At 30.5% G+C, this 22,234-nt stretch carries 13 protein-coding genes and 1 tRNA gene; 5 read left to right on the top strand and 9 right to left on the bottom strand.

Annotated elements, in window-relative coordinates:
• Nucleotides 1–27: 27 nt before the first annotated feature.
• Nucleotides 28–771, top strand: coding sequence for an alpha/beta hydrolase (locus ACIJYH_RS00155; RefSeq protein ID WP_435163065.1), 744 nt, complete (start codon nucleotides 28–30; stop codon nucleotides 769–771).
• Here the strand turns inward: ACIJYH_RS00155 and gltB are convergent.
• Both gltB and ACIJYH_RS00145 read right to left on the bottom strand, forming a co-directional pair.
• Nucleotides 768–5,273 (bottom strand): glutamate synthase large subunit, encoded by a 4,506-nt coding sequence (gene gltB, locus ACIJYH_RS00150; protein ID WP_435163063.1) that lies wholly within the window; start codon nucleotides 5,271–5,273, stop codon nucleotides 768–770. The two genes, ACIJYH_RS00155 and gltB, sit on opposite strands and share 4 nt — an antisense overlap.
• Nucleotides 5,273–6,712: an NAD(P)-dependent oxidoreductase gene (locus ACIJYH_RS00145; protein WP_435163061.1), complete on the bottom strand. Its 1,440-nt coding sequence runs from the start codon at nucleotides 6,710–6,712 to the stop codon at nucleotides 5,273–5,275. Before ACIJYH_RS00145 ends, gltB begins: the two co-directional genes overlap by 1 nt.
• Before the next feature lie 182 nt (nucleotides 6,713–6,894).
• On the opposite strand from ACIJYH_RS00145, the gene ACIJYH_RS00140 reads away from it, so the two are divergent.
• Nucleotides 6,895–7,659: an undecaprenyl-diphosphate phosphatase gene (locus tag ACIJYH_RS00140; RefSeq protein ID WP_435163060.1), complete on the top strand. Its 765-nt coding sequence runs from the start codon at nucleotides 6,895–6,897 to the stop codon at nucleotides 7,657–7,659.
• Here the strand turns inward: ACIJYH_RS00140 and ACIJYH_RS00135 are convergent.
• The 4 genes from ACIJYH_RS00135 to ACIJYH_RS00120 all read right to left on the bottom strand — a co-directional run bounded on the left by ACIJYH_RS00135 (nucleotide 7,656) and on the right by ACIJYH_RS00120 (nucleotide 14,178).
• Complete coding sequence (locus ACIJYH_RS00135) at nucleotides 7,656–8,549, bottom strand: DMT family transporter (RefSeq protein WP_435088476.1); 894 nt, start codon at nucleotides 8,547–8,549, stop codon at nucleotides 7,656–7,658. The genes ACIJYH_RS00140 and ACIJYH_RS00135 overlap by 4 nt on opposite strands.
• Before the next feature lie 8 nt (nucleotides 8,550–8,557).
• Entirely contained in the window at nucleotides 8,558–9,823 is a 1,266-nt protein-coding gene (locus ACIJYH_RS00130; RefSeq protein WP_435163058.1) for a 2-oxo acid dehydrogenase subunit E2, read from the bottom strand.
• On the bottom strand, nucleotides 9,823–12,861 hold the full coding sequence (gene aceE / locus ACIJYH_RS00125) for a pyruvate dehydrogenase (acetyl-transferring), homodimeric type (protein WP_435163056.1): 3,039 nt from the start codon (nucleotides 12,859–12,861) through the stop codon (nucleotides 9,823–9,825). Before aceE ends, ACIJYH_RS00130 begins: the two co-directional genes overlap by 1 nt.
• Nucleotides 12,862–12,990: 129 nt before the next feature.
• Entirely contained in the window at nucleotides 12,991–14,178 is a 1,188-nt protein-coding gene (locus ACIJYH_RS00120; RefSeq protein WP_435163054.1) for an acetyl-CoA C-acetyltransferase, read from the bottom strand.
• Between the two features lie 74 nt (nucleotides 14,179–14,252).
• Between ACIJYH_RS00120 and ACIJYH_RS00115 the strand changes: the two genes are divergently transcribed.
• Together ACIJYH_RS00115 and ACIJYH_RS00110 are read left to right on the top strand one after the other, a co-directional pair.
• Nucleotides 14,253–14,329 (top strand) — tRNA-Arg (locus ACIJYH_RS00115).
• Between the two features lie 120 nt (nucleotides 14,330–14,449).
• Complete coding sequence (locus tag ACIJYH_RS00110) at nucleotides 14,450–14,875, top strand: PaaI family thioesterase (protein ID WP_435163052.1); 426 nt, start codon at nucleotides 14,450–14,452, stop codon at nucleotides 14,873–14,875.
• On the opposite strand, the gene ACIJYH_RS00105 is transcribed toward ACIJYH_RS00110, so the two are convergent.
• The 3 genes from ACIJYH_RS00105 to ACIJYH_RS00095 all read right to left on the bottom strand — a co-directional run bounded on the left by ACIJYH_RS00105 (nucleotide 14,876) and on the right by ACIJYH_RS00095 (nucleotide 19,577).
• Entirely contained in the window at nucleotides 14,876–17,197 is a 2,322-nt protein-coding gene (locus tag ACIJYH_RS00105) for a TRAP transporter fused permease subunit (RefSeq protein WP_435163050.1), read from the bottom strand.
• A gap of 74 nt (nucleotides 17,198–17,271) precedes the next feature.
• Nucleotides 17,272–18,276, bottom strand: coding sequence for a TAXI family TRAP transporter solute-binding subunit (locus ACIJYH_RS00100; protein ID WP_435163048.1), 1,005 nt, complete (start codon nucleotides 18,274–18,276; stop codon nucleotides 17,272–17,274).
• Nucleotides 18,277–18,350: 74 nt separating this feature from the next.
• On the bottom strand, nucleotides 18,351–19,577 hold the full coding sequence (locus ACIJYH_RS00095) for a pyridoxal phosphate-dependent aminotransferase (RefSeq protein ID WP_435163046.1): 1,227 nt from the start codon (nucleotides 19,575–19,577) through the stop codon (nucleotides 18,351–18,353).
• A gap of 173 nt (nucleotides 19,578–19,750) precedes the next feature.
• On the opposite strand from ACIJYH_RS00095, the gene ACIJYH_RS00090 reads away from it, so the two are divergent.
• Entirely contained in the window at nucleotides 19,751–22,234 is a 2,484-nt protein-coding gene (locus ACIJYH_RS00090; RefSeq protein WP_435163044.1) for a helicase-related protein, read from the top strand.

Below are 22,234 nucleotides of genomic sequence, written 5' to 3'. Positions count from 1 at the left end.
AATATTAGATTAAACATATAAACGATTATGACTCATTTCAAATATCACAAAGTTTCAAAAAGTAAGAAAATAAGATTTATTTGTAACATTCATAAAGGTGCCCCTTTTATTGTTTTTTTACATGGTTTTATGTCTGATTTAGAGGGAAAAAAACCTAATGCTTTTTTAAAATTTGCTAAGCAAAATAAACTAAGTTTTTTAGCGCTTGAATATTCAGGACATGGAAAGTCATCAGGAAAATTTATAAATGGCAATATTACTAAATGGAGCAATGAAACATCTGCTCTTATTAAAAAATTTGTTAAAAAGAATGACTTTACTATTATTGGTTCAAGCATGGGTGCGTGGTTAGCCCTTAAACAGTTTCAAAAATTTAAAAATCAAATAAAAGGATTTTTAGGCATTGGTTCTGCGCCTGAATTTTTAGAAAATTTGATGTGGAAAAAATTCACAAAAAAAATGAAGTCCGAAACTATTCAAAAGGGAATTTTACAATTAAAACATGGCAACTATGAATATCCAATTACTCTTCAATTGATAAAAGATGGCAGAAAAAATAAGGTTTTAAACAAAAAAATAAATTCCAAAATAAATGTTACTATGGTTCACGGTCAAAAAGATGAAGTAGTGCCGGTTTCTTATTCAAGAAAAGTTTTAAAAATATTTCAAAAAGCAAAAAAAAAATTAGTAATTATTAATGATGGTGATCACAGTTTATCAAGTCAAAAGTGGCTTAAAACAATAATTAAAGAACTTAAATTGATTATTTAACTAACTTCTTTAATAACTGGTTTGAGGCTAATTGGATTACTTAACTTGTCTAACATTTCTTTTGGACAAACTTGAACAAAATTCTTTAACTCTTCATTATAATTCTCAATTAACAACTTTGATAAATTAGACCCTGTTTCGTCAAAATGCTCTTTGATTAAATCTTTAAGATATGTTTTCCAATAATCTGTTTCTACATTTTGCCACACAACAGACTCTTTGTTTACCTTTTTTTCAAATTCTCTTGATTTGTCATAAATGAATGCCATACCTCCTGTCATTCCAGCTGCAAAATTATCACCTACATCACCTAAAATTATTACTGTTCCACCTGTCATATATTCGCAGCCATTTGAGTCACATCCTTCAATTACAGTAGTCGCTCCAGAATTTCGAACAGCAAATCTTTCTCCCGCTTGTCCAGCTGCAAATAATTTTCCTGAAGTTGCACCATATAAAACTGTATTACCTATAATGGTGTTTTCATTTGAAATTAAATTACTTTCATCAGACAATTTGATAGAAATTGTTGCACCAGACAATCCCTTACCCACATAATCATTAGCATCTCCTTTAAGAACAAGTTTTAAGCCTTTTGCTGAAAAAGCACCAAATGACTGACCTGCTGATCCTTTGAAATTTAATACTAAAAAGTTTTCATTTAGTTTTTCATATCCATATTTTTTATAAAGATGATGAGATATTCTTGTTCCAACAGCTCTATTAGTATTTTTAATAATGTATTCTTTTTCAAACTTTCCAGAATTATCTAAAGTTTTTTCAATCTCTGGCCAAATTTCTTGATCAAGTGTATCTGGTACATGATTTATTTCCTGATTTTCACAATATCTTTTATTATTACCATTATCTGCCTGTACAAAAAGTGGGTTCAGATCTAAATCATCAAGATTTGGAGAAGCTTTACTGACCTGCATTAAAAGATCTGTTCTACCAATTATATCATTCAATGATTTAAAGCCTATTTTTGCTAAAATTTCTCTTACTTCAGATGCAATAAAAGTAAATAAGTTAACTACTTTATCTGGAGTACCTGTAAATTTTTCTCTAAGTTTATCATCTTGAGTACAAACGCCAACTGGGCATGTATTTGAGTGACACTGTCTAACCATAATGCAGCCCATCGCAACTAAAGCAGTGGTTGCCACTCCGTATTCTTCGGCTCCCATCATCGCTGCAATAACAACATCTCTTCCTGTTTTAATGCCACCATCAGTTCTAAGAGTAACTTTGTGTCTTAGGTTGTTTAAAGTTAAAACTTGATTGGCCTCTGTTAAGCCCATTTCCCATGGTATTCCAACATACTTAACACTAGTTTGTGGTGTTGCACCAGTACCACCATTGTGTCCTGATATTAATATTATATCAGCTTTCGCTTTAGCAACACCAGCAGCAATAGTTCCTACACCTGATGAAGCAACAAGTTTAACTCCAATTCTTGCTTTAGGGTTTATTTGTTTTAAATCATAAATAAGTTGAGCAAGATCTTCTATAGAATAAATATCATGATGTGGCGGAGGAGATATTAAAGTAACTCCAGGTGTTGAATGTCTTAGTTTTGCAATCTCATCTGTAACTTTAAACCCTGGTAATTGCCCACCTTCTCCTGGTTTTGCTCCTTGAGCTATTTTAATTTCAATTTCATTACAATTATTTAGGTAGTTTACAGTGACGCCAAATCTTGCTGAAGCTATTTGTTTTACTCTAGAATTTGCACTATCTCCATTTTCTAATACTTTAAACCTGCTCTCATCCTCTCCACCTTCGCCACTACATGAGGCACCTTTAATTCTATTCATTCCAGTTGCAAGCGTTTCATGCGCTTCCTTTGAGAGAGCTCCATGTGACATGCTTCCACTTCCAAATCTTTTAAGAATATTTTCTATAGGCTCAACCTCTGAAATTTCTATCGGTCCTTTCAATTTTTTTGATCTAAAATCAATTAAATCTCTCAAATTTATTGGCGGCAAATTATATATTCCATCAGCATATCTCTTGTATGCCTCATAAGAGTTAGATCCTACAGCACTTTGTAATAAATGAATTAATTTTCCTTGATACTGATGTGTCTCACCATTTTTACGGTATCTATATATTCCACCTATTGGTAAAATAGTTTCAGAACTTTCAAATGCTTCTTTGTGAATAGATCTAATTTTTTTTTCTATTCCTGTTAATCCAATCCCAGATATTTTAGATACAACACCTGGAAAATAATCAGCAACAATTGTTCTGCTTAATCCAACAGTTTCAAAATTACATCCTCCTCTATAAGAGCTTAAAACAGAAATTCCCATTTTAGACATAATCTTTAAGAGACCAGCATTCACTGATTTGATGTATCTCTCCACACATTCATCAAAGCTAAATTTTCCAAAAAGTTTTTTTTCGTGTCTTTGATACAAACTATCAAAAGCAAGATATGGATTTACTGTGGTTGCTCCTACACCAATTAAAGTAGCAAATGAGTGTGTATCTAAAGCTTCTCCAGATTGGACGTTTATGGAAACATATCCTCTTAATTTTTTTTCTATTAAGAATGAATTGATTGCTCCTACGCATAAAAGCATAGGAATAGGCAAATTAGTTTCTGATAATCCTTTATCACTTAAAATTAATTGAGTAACACCCTGTCTTACAGCTATCTCTGCATCTTTTTGAACTTGTTTTATTGCCTCAAATAAAGACTGATTTTTAGAAAAAGTACAATCTATGACTAACGAATTTTTACCAAAAAAATTAATAAACTTGTCAAATTGAGAGTTTGATAAAATTGGACTATTTAAAACATAAATATTTTGCTTAGTTAAATTATCAAAGTCCAGAATATTACCTAAATTTCCAAACCTTGTTTTTAGACTCATAACCTTATTTTCTCTTAATGAATCAATTGGAGGATTTGTTACCTGGCTAAAATTTTGTCTAAAGAAATGGTAAAGAGGTCTGTATTTATCTGACAATACAGCAAGTGGGGTATCATCACCCATAGAACCTATTGCTTCTTTTGCATCTTCAGCCATTGGGTGCAAAATAAGCTCTAAATCTTCTAGGCTAATTCCAAATGTATATTGTCTTCTTCTTAAATCATCTCCAGAAAATGAGTGTTTTTCTCCAGAAATAGTAATTTTTTCATCTAAATCAATAATTTGAGAATTAAAATGTTTATATTCCTTGGCCAAATAATCTTTAATTTTACTATTAGTAAATACTTTTCCCTTTTCAATTCTAACTCCAATTATTTCTCCAGGACCTAATCTTCCCTTAGTTAAAATTTTCTTTTCATTAAGTTCAATCATTCCTGTTTCTGAACCTGCAAATAATAAATTATCTTTAGTAATTGCATATCTCAATGGTCTCAATCCATTTCTGTCATTTGCAGCAATTACCCACTCATTATCCGTACCAGCAATAGCTGCAGGCCCATCCCAAGGTTCCATAGTGCTGTTTAGAAAATTAAACAATTGCTGATGATCTTTAGATAAAGTTTTATTTTTTTTAGACCAAGCATCTGGCACTAACATTAATTTTGCTAAAGGTGCTGGCTGACCTGAAATATTTAATAATTCAAAAACATTATCTAATGCCGCTGAGTCTGATGCACCTTGTTGAATTACTGGTTTTAAATTTTCTATGTCATCAAACAATGGACTATTCATTTCTTGCTCATGAACTTTCATCCAATTTTTATTACCACGATATGTATTGATTTCTCCATTATGGGCAATAGCTCTAAAAGGTTGAGCTAAATTCCAGCTTGGTGCAGTGTTTGTAGAAAATCTTTGGTGAAAAATTGCATATCTTGAGATAAATCTTTCATCTTTTAAGTCTAAGAAAAAATCTGAAATAGCCTCTGCTAAAAACATTCCCTTATAAATGATTGATTTTGAACTGAGAGAACAAATATAAAAATTATTTAAAGAAATTTGAAATGCTTTATTTTCAATTATTCTTCTTGTTTCATAAATCTTTCTTTCAAGATCTTTGTTTAATAATTCTGGATTGTTAGACTTAAAAAGCACTTGAATAATTTCTGGCATTGTTTGAAATGCTTTTTCACCTAAAACCTTTGGATTAACTGGAACCTGTCTCCAACCATAAATACTAAAATTGTTTTTTGTTAATTCGCTTTCAACTATTGTTTTGCAACTCTCTTGTGCTGCATAGTCATTTCTTGGTAAGAAAATCATTCCAACGCATATTTCTGAATTATCGTAGGAGTGACCGGTAACTTCTATTTTTTCTATAAAGAAATCTTTAGGTATTTCTACATGAATTCCTGCACCATCACCTGTTTTTCCATCAGCATCAACCGCTCCTCTGTGCCAAACTGCTTTTAAAGCTTCAATTCCATACTCAACAACTTTACGTGATTTCTTTCCTTCAGTAGATGCAATTAAACCAACACCACAAGCATCGTGCTCCATCTCCTCAGAATAAACATGGTTTTTCTTTAATAATTCAAAATTTTTTTTATAACTTTTCATTAAGCTACTTTTGATTGTTTTGAATGCTTATTTTCTAAGTGCTTTTTAATTGAAGTGGCTGCATCTCTTCCATCTTTAATCGCCCAGACAACTAAAGATGCACCTCTAACTATGTCACCTGCAGCAAAAACCCCACTCAAATTTGTTTCCATTGTATCAAAATCAGTTTTCACAGTTCCCCATTTTGTTACTTGTAGTTCACTTGAGTCAAATAAAGTTGGCAAATCCTCAGGATCAAAACCTAGGGCTTTAATAACCATATCAGCCTTTACCTCAAAATCTGAATCTTGTTGAACTTTTGGTTTTCTTCTTCCACTTTCGTCAGGTTCACCTAATTTTATCTGATCAACTATTAATTTTTCAACTTTGTTGGTTCCTCTAAATTCCTTGGGACTTGATAACCAGACAAACTCAACACCTTCTTCTTCAGCATTAGCTACTTCTCTTGCTGATCCGGGCATATTTTCTTTATCTCTTCTATATAAACATTTAACAGATTTAGCTTTTTGTCTTATTGATGTTCTTACACAGTCCATCGCTGTATCACCACCACCAATTACAACAATATCTTTTCCTTCTGCGTTTAAAATTCCTTTATCAAATAATTCTACTTTATCACCCAATCCTTTTTTATTTGATGCCATTAAAAAATCCATTGCGGGAAAAATATTATTTAAATCATTACCTGGAAGTTCTACCTCTCGAGCTTTGTAAACTCCAGTTGCTATTAAAATAGCATCATGTTTTTTTCTCAATTGTTCTAAGCTTGCATCTTTTCCTACTTCAAAATTTTGAATAAACTCAATTCCTCCATCTCTTAAAAGTTTAGTTCTTCTCTCAACAACTTCTTTTTCAAGTTTAAAATTTGGAATTCCATAAATCAATAATCCTCCAGCTCTGTCATATCTGTCATAAACTGTAATTTTATATCCACTTTTTCTCAATTCCTCAGCAGCTGCTAAACCAGCTGGACCAGCTCCAATTATTCCAACACTCTCATTTTTTTCATTAGAAATATCTATAGGTTTTACCCAACCTTGTTCCCACGCATTATCAGTAATATATTTTTCCATTGAACCAATTGTTACTGTTCCATGACCAGATTGCTCAATTACACAATTACCTTCGCACAATCTATCTTGTGGACATATTCTTCCACAAACTTCTGGCATATTGTTTGTACTTTGAGACAGTTCATAAGCCTCCTGAAGTCTTCCTTCCGCAGTAAGTTTAAGCCAATCTGGAATATTATTACTTAATGGACAATGAACCTGACAAAAAGGAACTCCACACTGAGAACATCTACTTGATTGTTCTTTTGCTTGACCGCTAATAAACTCATCATAGATCTCATTAAAGTCTTTTTTTCTGACATCACTCTCTCTTTTAGGTGGAGTTTGTTGACCTATTTTTACAAATTTTAGCATTTTATCAGTCATAAATTATTTTTGTTCTGGCAAGTTATATGTTGTTTTTATTAATTAAAGTAAAAAATAGGTCAGTTATTATGACCTTATTAACTTATATAACTTTGAAAATTATAGTATTTTTAACATTTGCATAGCTAATATGTCTAAATCGAATTGTTTTAAATAAATATTTTTTAAGTTAGTTAGATAAAATGTTTCAAAACATAATAGAAGTTTTAATACTCTCAGCTATTCAGGGTATATCAGAGTTTTTACCCATAAGTTCATCAGCACATTTAATATTAGTTTCAAGTTTGTATGAATTTAAATCTAGCTCATTATTAATAGATATCAGCCTCCATCTGGGGTCTTTATTTGCAATTATCTATTATTTCAAAAAGGATTTAATGGATATTAAAAATAATAAGAGACTTTTAAGCCTTATTATTGTGGGATCAATTCCATTAATTATTGTTGGATATATTTTGTATTCAACAGGTATTATTTATGAATTAAGAAATGTTAAAGTCATTGCATGGTCAACTTTAATTTTTGGAATTGTTTTATATGTGGCAGATAAAAATCGTTTTGATAAAAAAATATCTTCAAACTTAAATCTTCAGTCAATTTTATTTATAAGTATTTTTCAAATTCTTTCATTAATACCTGGGGTTAGCAGGGCAGGTATAACCATTACTGCTGCAAGGATTTTAAAATTTAATAGATTGGACTCTAGCAAAATATCATTTTTACTTTCTATCCCAGCTTTAAGTGGTGCGAGTTTTTTAGGGTTAAAAGATATATTTTCTCAATCAGTTGAATTTAGTTATTTAGCAATTATTGCAATATTGACTTCATTTATTTTTTCTTTTTTAACAGTAAAGTTTTTTCTAATTTATATAAATAAATTTTCGATGAATGCTTTTGTAATTTATAGAGTTATCATAGCATTAATTTTATTTGCTGTGATTTATTAAGAATATTTTTTTTTAACTAAAGGTAGTAGTTGAGACAATAAAACACCACAAAGAATAAAAAAGCAGCCAAGTAAATTATTAATATCTAAAATTTGATTTAAAATATACCAAGCTGCAATAGTTGCGAATACTCCTTCTAAAGAAAAGATTATAGCTGCAGGGGCAGGGGTTATATTTTTTTGAGCATAGATTTGTAAAACAAAAGCAAAACCTCCTGATAAAATACCAGCATATAAGATAGAGTTTATTTCTTTTATAATTTCAATATAAATAAACTCTTCGTAGAAAAGTCCTATTGCAAAAGAAAATACAGAAACAATAAGAGTTTGAATAGCACCAAGGGTTAAAGGAAGATCATACTTTTTAACAATTATTCCTGTGAATATAATATGAGTACTCCAAAATAAAGCTCCAAGAATTACTAGGCTATCTCCAAGTCTTACTGTTGCATCATAAAAATTTGTCAATAAATAACCTCCAATTAAACACAAAATAACAGATGGCCAAACACTCCAATGAATTGATTTTTTTTTAAATATAAAAATTATAATTGGAACCATCGGAACATAAAAAATTGTGAAAAATGCAGCGTTTGCAACATCTGTATAAAGAAGTGCAACTTGTTGTAATGCAGAACCCAAAAACAATGACAAACCAATTAAAATTGAAAGATTAATGAAAGATTTAATGTCAGATTTAAACTCTGACTTAAATTTTTTTAACTCAAATAACAAAACTAACGGCGTGATAGCTAGGAAACCAATAAAAAATCTAACTGCATTAAATGTGAATGGCCCAATGTTGTCCATACCTGTATCTTGAGCAATAAATGTTGTGCCCCAAATAAAAGTACATAACAAGGCACTTAATAATGAAGTAGTTTTTGACATGACTTATATTAGACAGCTAGTTTGTAGGCAAAATTTTTACCTAAATTTTCTTTTAAGTCATTATTAAATCGTGCTGCCTCAGCACCATCTATAATTCTATGATCATAAGATAAAGAGATTGGCAACATTATTCTTGTTTCAAATTTTCCATTTATAAAAATTTGCTTTTTTTGCGATTTACCCACTCCTAAGATTGCGACCTCTGGGTAATTTATAATTGGAGTAAAAAATGATCCACCTATTCCACCTAAACTTGTAATAGTCATAGATCCACCAAATAATTCTTTTTTATCGATTTTGAGATTTCTGCAAAGTTCACTAACTTCTTTTAATTCATTGCTGAGTAATGAAATTTTTTTGTTATTAGCATTTCTGATTTTAGGAACCATTAAACCATTTGGTGTATCGACAGCAATCCCAATATGAAAATATTTTTTTAATGTCATTTTTCCAGTATCAATTTCATCAATAGAGGAATTAAAACTTGGGAATTTTTTTAAAGATGCGACTAATGCTTTAATTATAAATGCTAAAGGAGTAATTTTAATTTTTTCTCCAGTATACATATTGGTCAGAGAACTTCTGAAGTTTTCCATTTCTGTTATATCTGCCTCATCATGATTTGTAACATGAGGTATGGTTGTCCATGAATTAGTTAAATAGGTTGAGGATAATTTCTTTACTCTTGGAATATCTTTAATTTCAATTTCTCCAAAATCAGAATGCTCAAATTCATTTTTAATTTTATTTGACTTATTTTCTTTAACTTCATCAATATTTTTTGGTTTAGAAGAAACAAATTTTTTAATATCGTCCTCAATAACTCTTCCATCTTTTTCACTTCCCGCAACTTGACTAATATCTACTCCAAGTTCTCTTGCAAATTTTCGAGCTTTTGGACTTGCATAGGAAATATCGTTGGATGTATTTCTATTTTGAATTTTTGTAGTTTGTTCTATTTCAGGTTTAATTACTTTAATTCTTTTAAATTCTTTTTCAATTTCTGGTTTTTTTTCAGCTACTTGGATTATTTGTGACTTGCTATCTAAAGTTAATATCAAATCACCTTCTGAAATTTTATCTCCTACTTTTATTTTTAAATTTTTAATTTTTCCCTCAAAGTTAGAAGGGATCTCTACGCTAGATTTGTCACTTTCAATCGTTATCAAGGGATCGTTTTTTTTAATTATTTGGTCTTCTGAAACTAAGACCTCTATTACTTCAACATCTTTAAAATCTCCAATATTTGGTACTTTAACTTCAGTTTCTGACATTATAATTTGGTTGGCATTGGTTTTTCACCATCAATATTATATTTCTTTATTGCTTCTTCTGCATATTTTGAGGCTATCAACTGCTCTTTAGCCAAAACACTTAAACTATAAGCAACCAAGTGCTCTTTATCTACCTCAAAAAACTTTCTTAAATTTTTTCTAGTATCACTTCTACCAAAACCATCTGTTCCTAGAGAGTAAAAACTTTTGTTAGCATATGGTCTTATTTGATCTGAATTCATTCTCATATAATCTGATGCTGCCATTATTGGACCTTCAGATTTTCCTAGACATTTTTCAACAAATGAAGTTTTTTGTTCTTTGTCAGGATTTAAAAGATTATACCTCTCAACCTCCATTCCATCTCTTCTTAATTCATTAAAACTTGTCACACTCCAAATTTCACTATCAATTTGATAATCATTTTGAAGCACTTCGGCTGCAGCTATCATCTCACGAAGAATAGTGCCTGATCCTAAAAGTTGGATTTTTGTCTTCTTAAACTTATTAAATTCTTTAATCTTATACATTCCTTTAAGAATACCTTCTTCACAATTTTTATCTTTTGGCATTTCAGGATGAGAATAATTTTCATTCATTGTAGTAATATAATAAAAAACATTTTCCTTCTTCTCATGCATTCTTCTTAGACCTTCTCGAAAAATTACAGCTAGTTCATAATGAAAAGTTGGGTCATAAGTTACACAATTTGGTATTGTAGAGGCTATTAAATGACTGTGTCCATCTTGGTGTTGAAGTCCTTCTCCAGCTAAAGTTGTTCTCCCAGCAGTAGCACCAATTAAAAATCCTCTTGCTTGACTATCGCCTGCAGCCCACGCAAGATCACCTATTCTTTGAAAACCAAACATGGAATAAAAAATATAAATTGGTATCATTTCTATATCATGATTTGTATATGCTGTAGCAGCTGCAATCCAAGATGACATCGCTCCAGCTTCGTTAATTCCTTCCTCTAATACTTGGCCACTTTTATCTTCACGATAAGAACTTAACTGTGCAGCATCTTCTGGTTCATATTTTTGTCCCTCGTGTGCATATATTCCAATTTTTTGGAAAAAACCTTCCATTCCGAATGTTCTTGCCTCATCAGGGATGATTGGAACTAATCTTGGTGAAATATTTTTATCTCTTAGTAAATTAGTAAACATTCTTACCATTGCCATTGTTGTTGACATCTCTTTTTCACCAGTTGAAACTTTCATAAAATCAAAAATATCTTTTGATGGTGCTTTAATTGGTTTTGCATAAGTTGTTCTTTCAGGTAAATAGCCACCTAAATTCAACCTTCTTTCTTTTAAGTATTTAATTTCTGGTGATTTTTCATCTGGTTTAAAATATTCGATATTTCTAACTTGTTCATCTGTTAGAGGAACATCAAAACGATCTCTGTAATACAACAAATCATCTACATCTAATTTTTTTGTTTGGTGAGTAGTATTTACACTTTCGCCTGTCTTACCCATTCCATATCCCTTAATAGTTTTGGCAATAATAACTGTCGGGCTTCCTTGGTTTTTTGTGGCTTTATCATAGGCAGCGAATACCTTATGAGGGTCGTGACCACCTCTATTTAATCTCCAAATATCTTTATCTGATAAGCTTGAAACTAATTCTTGTGTTTCTGGATATTTACCAAAAAACTTTTCTCTTACATAAGCACCATCTCTAGCTTTCATCGCTTGATATTCGCCATCTACTGTTTCATTCATTATTTTAACTAAATGACCTGTTTTATCATTTGCTATCAACGAGTCCCAATACGAACCCCATATTACTTTTATTACATTCCAACCAGCTCCACGAAAACTACCCTCTAATTCTTGAATAATTTTTCCATTTCCTCGTACAGGTCCATCAAGTCTTTGTAGATTGCAATTAATCACAAATATTAAATTATCTAGTTTTTCTCTAGCAGCTAATCCTATTGCACCCATAGACTCTGGTTCATCCATTTCTCCGTCACCTAAAAAGGCCCAAACTTTTCGACCTTCATCTTTTATAAGACCTCTATTAATAAGATATTTCATGTATCTTGCCTGATAAATTGCAAGCATAGGACCAAGACCCATTGAGACAGTTGGAAATTGCCAAAACTTAGGCATCAACCATGGATGAGGATATGAGGAAAGTCCACCAGAATTAACTTCTTGTCTAAAACTATCCAATTGTTTTTCGTTTAGTCTTCCCTCTAAAAATGCTCTAGAATATACTCCTGGAGCACTATGTCCTTGAAAATAAACTAAATCTCCACCAAATTTATTATTTTTTGCTCTCCAAAAATGATTCATTCCAACATCATATAATGTAGCAGCCGATGCAAATGTTCCTATGTGTCCACCAAGTTCTGGGAACTTTTTGTTTGCTCTTACAACCATTGCAGCTGCATTCCATCTTATTAAAGACCTAATTCTTCTTTCAATATTTTGGTCTCCATTTGATTTGACCTCTGCTTCTGGTGGGATTGTATTTATATATGGCGTATTTTGCGTATAAGGAATGTTTGCTCCTTCACGATATGCTTTATTAATTAATTCTTTAATTAAAAAATGAGCTCTTTGATTTCCATCTTTTGAAATTACTTCCGACAAAGATTCTAACCAATCTTGAGTTTCTAAAGGATCAATATCATTTCCATTAGTTACTTGAATAATTGATTGTTCTTTTTTTTGAGTTGATTGTTTAGAAACCACAATCTCTTCCTCTTTCTTAGTCATAGCTACTTCGGCTTGTTTTATGATGCTTTCAGTGTCTTTTGGGATTGGAGCAGTTTGTTTATTTTCACCTGATGAAACAATGTTTAAGATTAAACTTCCCTTTGAAACTTTATCTCCTACTTTAACTTCAATTGTCTCTATTTTACCTGAGACTGTTGACGGAATTTCAACACTCGATTTGTCACTTTCGATTGTAATTACTGGATCATTTATATTTAGTTGATCTCCTTGTTTTACAAGAATCTCTATAACTTCAACTTCGTCAAAATCTCCAATATCAGGGACAAGTAATTTTTCACTCATTATTTTTAATGTTTTATATACCTAAAAAAAATTTATTGATTTTTATTTTAGCACATTAATTAGGGTTTTTTTGAGAACATATATTTTAATTGAGCAAAAAGTTGTAAAAATAAAACAAATTGGCGCTTTTTAGGTTCTTTCAACACACATTGCGATACCCATTCCGCCTCCGATACAGAGTGCAGCACATCCTTTTGTTTTATTTTGTTTAATCATTTCATGAATAAGTGTAACTAATATTCTAGTCCCTGATGCACCGATAGGATGTCCTAATGCTATTGCGCCACCATTTACATTTACTTTAGACTGATCAATTTTTAAGTCTTTTATCACGGCGATACTTTGAGCTGCAAATGCCTCATTTATTTCAAACAGATCAACATCTTTTAAGCTCCAATTTGCTTTATTAAGTGCTTCTTTAACAGCTGGTATTGGGCCAAGACCCATTAAAGATGGTTCAACACCGCAAGAGGCCCAGGAAGTTATTTTAACTAATGGTTCTAGTGATTTATGTTCCGCCTGTTCTCTTGTCATCAATACTGCTGCTGCTGCTCCATCATTTATTCCTGAAGAATTACCTGGAGTAACTGTTCCATTTTCTTTAAAAACAGTTTTTAACTTTTTTAAATCTTCTAGTTTTAAATTACTTCTTGGATGCTCGTCTTTATCAAGTTCAAAGCTTTCTTCATTATTATTTATTTGTAATTTAATTAATTCATCTTTAAATTTATTTTTATTCATTGCTTCTTGAGTTTTCTCCTGAGAATTTAATGAAAAGATATCTTGCTCATCTCTTGTTATTTGAAATTTTTCAGCAACATTTTCTGCTGTAACTCCCATATGGTAATCATTAAAAGAGTCTAATAACCCATCATTAATCATGGTATCCACTAATTTTTTTTCCAATAATTTTTTATCTTCTCTATAAAATATTGAGTGTGGTGCCCTTGACATATTTTCCTGCCCACCTGAAATAATTATTTTGTTTTCTCCAAGTTTAATCGATTGATAGCCTGAAATTACAGCTCTTAATCCAGATCCACATACTTGGTTGATAATATGTGCAGGTTTTGAAACAGGTACCCCAGCTCGAATAGATGCTTGCCTAGCTGGATTTTGACCTAAACCAGAAGTAAGAACATGTCCCATTATTACTTCGTCAACCTCATCTGCTTTTATTTTTGAATTATGAATAACTTCTTTAATAACTAGTGCACCTAATTTATCCGCACTAATACTTTTTAAAGATCCCTTATATGCACCTATAGGTGTTCTTAGTGCAGATGTTATAACAATATCATCTAGTTTTTTACTCATTGATAGCTCAACATAATATTTAATAAGTTAAATTACATCAAAAACTTTGATATATGGAGATAATTATTTAATAAGGACCGCTGGCCAAATTGGATAAGGCGCTCGGCTACGAACCGGGAGATTCCAGATTCGAGTTCTGGGCGGTCCACCAAAAAAGGAGTTAAAATGTTAGATTGGTTGATAAAAGCATCATTACAAAAATCAGTTATTTATTTTTTTATAATTGTTTTAATAATTTTATTAATTTTAACTTTTGTATTATAAAAAAACTATGAGCAATGATTATGAACAAATAAGCATTAAGCCAGGATTTATGAAACACAATGGGGGTGTTTTGTTTAAAACAATATCAGAAACAGAATATGAATTTAAATCTACTATAAATGAAAATCATTTAAATGCTGCTGGAATAACCCATGGTGGTTATTTATCAGCTTTAATAGATGCTGGAGCGGGCACAGCAGCTCATAGGACATCTGGCAATGCACCTTGCGTAACTATTTCTTTAGATTTAAAATTTATTGGCGCTTCTAAAGAAGGTGATGAAATAAAGGGATTCACAAAAATACTAAAAAAAACAAATACACTTGTATTTTTATTTTGTGAATTAAGATGTAATGACAAGATCATTACTTCAGCCTCTGGGGTTTGGAAAATTTTAAAAGTTAAACCTTCAAATTTAGGTCCAGGTGGTTAATTATTCTTTTCGTCTATAATTCATATAACCAAAGAAAATTAAAAGCAAAATTGCAATAGGATAAATAACACCCTTATTAGGTCTATTTAAATTTTCTATTTTAAATTCACTTATATAATCACCCATCTCAAATCCACTTTTTTTAGCTTCTCCATTCCATTTTAGATTATCAACGATAATTCTATTCTCTTCTTTCACTAAACTAATTCCGTATTCTTCTAAATCATATTCTTTTTCAAAAGTATTTTTGTTAATTACAAATAATTTATATCTTTCTCCATATGGACTAGGTCTTATAATTTTAAATCGCACTTCCTTTTTTGGATCTAATATAACTGAATTAATTACACTAATATTCTGATAATTATATTTAGGATAAAATTTATTAAGAACAAACTCGGGGGACAATAATGAGATAGAAATTATTAAAAAAATGATTATTTCATACCATTTTAATTTATTAATAAACCAACCTTGTGTTGCCGAAGTAAACACTAATATTCCTGCTAAAGAAGTAATAATAACAACTAATGCATGCCAAATATTTTCTATTCCTATTAAAAGTAATTCATGATTAAATAAAAAAACAATTGGTAGTATTCCTGTTCTCAAACTATACCAAAATGCTTGTAACCCAGTTTTTAAAGGATCACCTCCTGAAATAGCTGCAGCAGCATATGAGGCAAGACCCACTGGAGGCGTTACATCTGCCATTAAACCAAAATAAAATACAAATAGGTGAACTGCTATTAATGGAAAGATAAACCCTGATGCATTACCAACATCAACTAAAACAGTTGCCATTAATGAAGCAACAACCACATAGTTTGCTGTTGTTGGCAATCCCATTCCTAATAACAAACATAAAATTATAGTTAAAAATAATAATATTGTAACATTATCTTTTGCTATCGACTCTATAACTATAATTAAGTTTGTACTTAATCCTGTTGATCCAACAGCTCCAACTATTATTCCTGCTGTTGCTATAGCTATTCCAACACCAACCATATTTAAGGCACCTTTTTCAAAACCTACAATAGTTTGATTAAACCAAACTTTAAGTGAGTTTTTTAAATCCTCACCTTTAATAGATAGGTAAATTAAATTAACAATAATGAGCGAAATAGTTGCGTAAAAAATAGAATAGGAAGCGGTAAACCTTAGGTAAACCAGCATATAAATTAATACAAAAATAGGTATCAAAAAATGGAGACCAGAAAGAAATGTTTTTTTTAAATTTGGTACGTCTTCTTCATCCATTCCTTTTAAATTTAATTTTAAAGCTTCTAAGTGAGAAATATAAAATAGCGCTACGTATGAAATTATTGCTGGTAAAAAAGCATGCTTCACTATTTCAAAATACGTAACTCCGATAAAACTTGCCATTACAAAAGCTGCGGCACCCATAACAGGTGGCATCAATTGACCATTAACAGATGATGAAACTTCAATAGCACCAGCTTTTTCTTTTGAAAAACCAGTTTTCTTCATAATAGGAATAGTAAAAGTTCCTGTGGTCACTGTGTTGGCTATGGATGAGCCTGAAATTAAACCTGTCATTCCAGAACCTAGAATTGCAGCTTTTGCAGGTCCACCTCTCATTTTTCCTACCATTGCAAAAGCTAAGTCTAGGAAATATTTTCCACCTCCTGCTGTTTCTAAAAGAGCTCCAAATAGTACAAATAAAAATATGAAATCTACAGAAACTCCTATTGGAATTCCAAAAATAGCTTCTTGATCTAGCCATTGAAAACCAATAAGTCTATTTAATGAAAGCCCTCCATGAGAAATTATTTCAGGGGCATATCTTCCAAAATAAGAAAATAACAAAAAACATATTGCAATAATAACTAGAGGCAAACCTATCGCCCGTCTAGTTGCCTCAAGTAAAATTATAATACCACAACTACCAATGATTAATTCAACTGGAAGATTATAATTTTCTCCAATTTGAAGATTTAAAAGAACTCCACCACGATCAACAAGCTGATCATAAAAGAAATATATATAAAGACATGAAAAAGCAGCTATGAAACTAATTAAAATATCGAATATTGTAATCTTTTTATCTTTTGTAATTGGGAAGATTAAAAATGCTAAAGTTAGAGCAAAACCTAAGTGAATAGCTCTCGCTGGCAACCCTTTAAACATACCAAAATTAAACATGAAAGGGAATGGGGATGCATACCAAAGTTGAAATAATGACCAAATGATTGCAATAGCTGCAACAACTTTTAGATGAAAGCCTGTAAGATTTTTAGTTGGTGATAAGTCTTCGCTAATCTTACTTTTTACTTTTTCATTTAAACTTTGATTCATTTTTAAAAAGATACTCTATTATAAAAAAAAGGCCCGATAAAAATCAGGCCTTTTAATTAAATTTCTTAATTAGATTACATTAACCCAACTTCTTTATAATATTTAATTGCACCTGGGTGTAATGGAGCAGATAAACCATCTTTAATCATGTTTTTCTTTTCCAAAAATCCAAAAGCAGGATGTTGATTTTTGAAATCATCAAAATTTTCCATCACAGCTTTTACAACTAAATATACAAGCTCTTCAGAAACATCAGCAGAAGTTACTACAGTAGCTTTTACACCAAATGTAGTCGCATCTTTTTTCTGTTTTGTATAAGTACCTTTAGGAATTACAGCTTGCGCATAGTAATCAGCACCATCTATTAAACCTTGTACTTCAGGTCCTGTTAAGTTAATTGGCGAAGCTTTAGCAGCACAAGTAGCTGCTTGTTCCATGGCACCATTTGGGAAACCTACTGAATAACCAAAAGCATCAATTTTACCATCACATAAAGCTTTTACTTGCTCAGATGAAGTAAGTTCAGTTGTTGATTTAAAATAACTATTATCAACACCCATTGCTTTCATTAGTTCTTCCATAGTTCCTCTTTGACCAGAGCCTGGATTACCAATGTTGACAACTTTTCCTTTTAATCCAGCAAAATCTTTTATCTTTGCTTTTTTTCTAGCCCAGATTTGAAAAGGTTCATTATGAACTGAGAACACAGCTCTCAAGTCACTATATTGTTTACCTTCCCATTTGCTAGATCCATTCACAGCATGATACTGCCAGTCTGATTGAGCTACACCAAATTGAAATTCACCAGCTGCTATTTGACCAATATTATAATTTGATCCACCAGTTGATGGTGCGGTACATCTATATGCTTTAGCAGTACCTTTTTTTCTTCCGTGATCAGCACTTATTGCTGATTTGTGTAACATTTTACAAATGGCATTTCCTGTCTGGAAATATACTCCAGTAGGTCCGCCAGTTCCTATCGTAAAGAACTCTGCCGATTTTGCTACACCAGTTAAAGACAAAGATGCAACCAATATCAGTAAAGCACTTGATAGAGATGTAATTATTTTTTTCATTATTTCTCCCTCTATATCGTTTATTTTTAAAAGTTAATTTTAACAGTAAATGTTTGGGTATGTATAGTAAGATTTTATATTGATTCAGACCATTTTTTTAACTTATCAACACCTTCAATAATTTTAGGTGCAAATTCATTTATAAGATCACTATCAATTTTTTGATTTACATCAATTTTATTCATAAATTTTTGACCATCAAAATCAGTAAAGCTCAATCTTGCCAACATTTTGTTTTGATCAAAACCAAAATCAGATCCAGGTAACAAGGCTACACCTGTACCATTCAATATACTGTCACACATTTCTGATGAAGTATTAAATTTTTTATTTAAAAACTCAGGCATTAAATAAAAGCCTCCTTGAGGCTCATTGATCAAAATTTTATTAGATTTTAGATTTTCATAAACATAATTACCAACTGCACTTAAAATTTTTCTGGATATATTAATATAGTGTGAGTGATCATTATTATAAGCTGTTATCGCTGCATATTGAATAGGCGCACTAACAGCAGAAAAAGTTTCGCTAGCTAAGACGTTAATCATATCTCTAATTTGTATTAATGAGTCTGGTACTAAAAAATAACCCAACCTCCATCCACCAGCTCCACACCATTTGCTTAATCCAGTACTAACAATTGTTTTATCAGGGCAAAAATTAGAAATAGATTGATAATTATCTCTAAAACTTAATTCTGAGTATATTTCATCGGACAAAATAATAAGATTATACTTTTTAGCAATATCAGCAATTTCCTTTAAATTTTCACAAATTTGACCTGATGGATTATTTGGTGAATTTAAGAATAATAAATAATTTTTATTTTTATCCTTTAAAATAATCTCCTCAATTTCCAAGGCGGTTGGAAACCAATTATTCTCTCTTTTTGTTTGTAAAATTTGTGTTTTATTTCTGCCCAGTATTGCTTGTGGAGCATATGAAACCCAACTAGGAGCAGGCAATATTATTTCTCCATCAAATATCACATGTAATAAAAACATTAATTCTTTTGAACCAGGTCCAATAATTACATTTTCAGATTTATATTCATGATTTTTTCTTTTTGATGTGTATTTTGCTACTGCCTTCCTTAATTCCAAAAGACCCTGCATTGGTAGGTATTTATTTTGATGTGCATTATTTTTAAGTTCTTCAACAACATCCTCTGGAACTTTAAATGGTGACTGTCCAAAGCCAAATTTATATATTTTTTTTCCTTGTTCCTCTAATTTTCTTGAAGTTTCATTGATCAGTAAAGTAGAGGATGGTTTTAAATTTTTAACTAAATTTTTTAACATTCTTTTTTTTTAAATTACTATTATAGAATTAATCTTAATTATGCTAATCTAAGTATAGTTTGTAGCAAAATGAGAACTTTTTATCCTCCGATTCGGTCATGTTTTAGTCTATCTTTGTTCTTTAACACCAACAATATCTGGTAGGTATAAAAAAAAGTACACCAAAGGTAGAAATGACTAAATACAAAATTACTGCTGTTCTCGGACCCACTAATACTGGAAAAACACATCTGGCTATCGAAACTATGCTTTCATTTGAGTCAGGCATGATTGGTTTTCCTTTAAGATTATTAGCCAGAGAAGTTTATGACAAGGTCATAAAAAAAGTCAGTGTAGATAAAGTTGCTTTAATAACTGGTGAGGAAAAAATTATTCCAACCAATGCTAAATATTTCCTATGCACAGTGGAATCCATGCCAATTGATAAACATTTAGATTTTGTTGGTGTTGATGAAATTCAAATGTGTGCTGATCACGAAAGAGGTCATATCTTTACAGATAGACTTTTAAACATGAGAGGTGAAAAACTTACAATGCTTATGGGTTCTAATACTATCAAAAATATAATTTCTAAATTAGATGGTGATATAGAATTTATAAATAGAGAAAGATTGTCAAAATTAACATATGCAGGTCATAAAAAAATTTCAAGAATAAATAGAAAAACAGCAATTATAGCTTTTTCAGCTGAAGAAGTTTATGCAATAGCTGAATTAATTAGAAGACAAAAAGGTGGAGCAGCAATTGTCATGGGGTCTTTAAGTCCAAAAACTAGAAATGCTCAAGTAGAACTCTACCAATCTGGTGATGTTGACTTTTTAGTTGCAACTGATGCAATAGGAATGGGCATTAACATGGACTTAGATTATGTTTATTTTTCTAATCTTAAAAAGTTTGATGGAAAAAAATTAAGAAAGCTAAATTTATCTGAAATGGGTCAAATTGCCGGTAGAGCTGGAAGATATTTAAACGATGGTAGTTTTGGTGTTACTGGTGATTGTAAAGAAATTACAGCTGAAGATGTAGAGCTATTAGAAAACCATAAATTTGAAGATATAAGAACTTTATTTTGGAGAAATTCAAACTTAAATTTTAATAATACTTTTAGTTTGATAAAATCTTTAGAAGAAAAACCACAGATGGGGTGGTTACGTAAAATTCATGAATGTGAAGATGAAAAAGCTCTTAAATATTTTTTAAAAGATAAAAACCTATTAAATTTAAATTTTGATAAAAAATTACTCGGTCTTTTGTGGGAATGTTGTCAAATTCCTGATTTTGTCAAAAAAACATATGGAAATCATTATGAAGTCATAGGAAATGTTTTCAAATATCTCAGTAGTGGAAAACACCAAATCACAGATGATTTTATGAGATTACAGCTTATAAAACTTGATAAATTAGAGGGAAATGTTGATTCTCTATCAAATAGAATTGCAAATGTTAGAACTTGGTCTTATGTTTCAAATAAAAATAATTGGACAGAAAATCAAGACTATTGGATTGAAAAAACAAAACACCTAGAAGATAAACTTTCAGACAGACTTCATGAAGAACTTACTAAAACATTTATTGATAAAAGAGCAAGTGTTCTCGCAAGAGGTTTAAAACAAGATATGGAATTTAAAACAGATATACTTGAAAATAACGATGTAATGATTGATGACCAATTTATTGGCAAAATAAATGGTCTTAAATTGGTACTGGATTTAAAAAAAGGTGCTTTAGAAACGGATATCAAATCTTTAAAAAAAGCTGCAAGACAAACTATTGGACCAGAGCTAGAAAAAAGAATTCAAATTATTATTGACACAGGATTGATTGAATTAAATGATGATTTTAAAATTTATTGGAATGATTTTCCAATTGCAAAATTATCTTCTGGGCATGATTATTTAAATCCAAATTTTGAACTCATAGTTGATGATATTATTGAACCTATTCAAAAACAAAAACTTAGTGACTATATTAATAAATGGATACAAGATAAAATTAACTTGGTTCTTAAAAGCTTAGTAGATCTAAAGAATCTTAAAGATAAAAATTCATCGATCAAAGCTTTAGCCTATCAACTTTATGAAAATAATGGTGTTTTAAAAAGAGAACAAGTTTCTGAATATCTTAAGTCGCTTGGTCAAAATGAAAGAAAAATTTTAAGAGATTTAGGTGTAAAATTCGGAAGATACCACGTATTTTTATACCAATTAATTAAGCCAGAAGCAGTATCATTAAGAACATTGTTGTGGAAAAATTTCCATCAGAAATATTATAATATCAAGCCACCTACATTTGGTCTAAATTTTTTAGATGATAAAGAGCTTAGAAATAAAAATTTTATGCTTTTATGTGGGTTTGAAAAATTTGACACACTATTTGTAAGAATAGACATTCTTGAGAGATTATTTATGCTAATCATAAACTCATCAAATTTAAAGGAAAATAAAGAAATTAAGATGATACCAGAAATGCTTAATTTATTAGGTTGTAGTAAAGATAATTTTAAGAAACTTTTACAAAAAATGAATTATAAAATATTTGATAAAAACGATGAAACTTTTTTTAAATATAATCCAATTAAAAAATTTAAAAAGAATTCAATAAAAGAAGTTTCAAGTGAAAATCCATTTAAAATCTTAAAAAATTTAAATCTCGGTTAA

Source organism: Candidatus Pelagibacter bacterium nBUS_25 (genome assembly GCF_051200975.1).
Taxonomy (GTDB): Bacteria; Pseudomonadota; Alphaproteobacteria; order Pelagibacterales; family Pelagibacteraceae; genus Pelagibacter.
This window is presented reverse-complemented; position numbering and strand designations above follow the sequence as displayed.

Excerpts from the sequence above, each read along its gene's own strand:
- ACIJYH_RS00155 (WP_435163065.1), top strand. The coding sequence starts at position 28 with ATGACTCATTTCAAATATCACAAAGTTTCAAAAAGTAAGAAAATAAGA.
- aceE (WP_435163056.1), bottom strand. The coding sequence starts at position 12,861 with ATGAGTGAAAAATTACTTGTCCCTGATATTGGAGATTTTGACGAAGTT.
- ACIJYH_RS00095 (WP_435163046.1), bottom strand. The coding sequence starts at position 19,577 with ATGTTAAAAAATTTAGTTAAAAATTTAAAACCATCCTCTACTTTACTG.
- ACIJYH_RS00090 (WP_435163044.1), top strand. The coding sequence starts at position 19,751 with ATGACTAAATACAAAATTACTGCTGTTCTCGGACCCACTAATACTGGA.
- gltB (WP_435163063.1), bottom strand. The coding sequence starts at position 5,273 with ATGAAAAGTTATAAAAAAAATTTTGAATTATTAAAGAAAAACCATGTT.
- ACIJYH_RS00145 (WP_435163061.1), bottom strand. The coding sequence starts at position 6,712 with ATGACTGATAAAATGCTAAAATTTGTAAAAATAGGTCAACAAACTCCA.
- ACIJYH_RS00100 (WP_435163048.1), bottom strand. The coding sequence starts at position 18,276 with ATGAAAAAAATAATTACATCTCTATCAAGTGCTTTACTGATATTGGTT.
- ACIJYH_RS00135 (WP_435088476.1), bottom strand. The coding sequence starts at position 8,549 with ATGTCAAAAACTACTTCATTATTAAGTGCCTTGTTATGTACTTTTATT.
- ACIJYH_RS00140 (WP_435163060.1), top strand. The coding sequence starts at position 6,895 with ATGTTTCAAAACATAATAGAAGTTTTAATACTCTCAGCTATTCAGGGT.
- ACIJYH_RS00110 (WP_435163052.1), top strand. The coding sequence starts at position 14,450 with ATGAGCAATGATTATGAACAAATAAGCATTAAGCCAGGATTTATGAAA.
- ACIJYH_RS00120 (WP_435163054.1), bottom strand. The coding sequence starts at position 14,178 with ATGAGTAAAAAACTAGATGATATTGTTATAACATCTGCACTAAGAACA.
- ACIJYH_RS00130 (WP_435163058.1), bottom strand. The coding sequence starts at position 9,823 with ATGTCAGAAACTGAAGTTAAAGTACCAAATATTGGAGATTTTAAAGAT.
- ACIJYH_RS00105 (WP_435163050.1), bottom strand. The coding sequence starts at position 17,197 with ATGAATCAAAGTTTAAATGAAAAAGTAAAAAGTAAGATTAGCGAAGAC.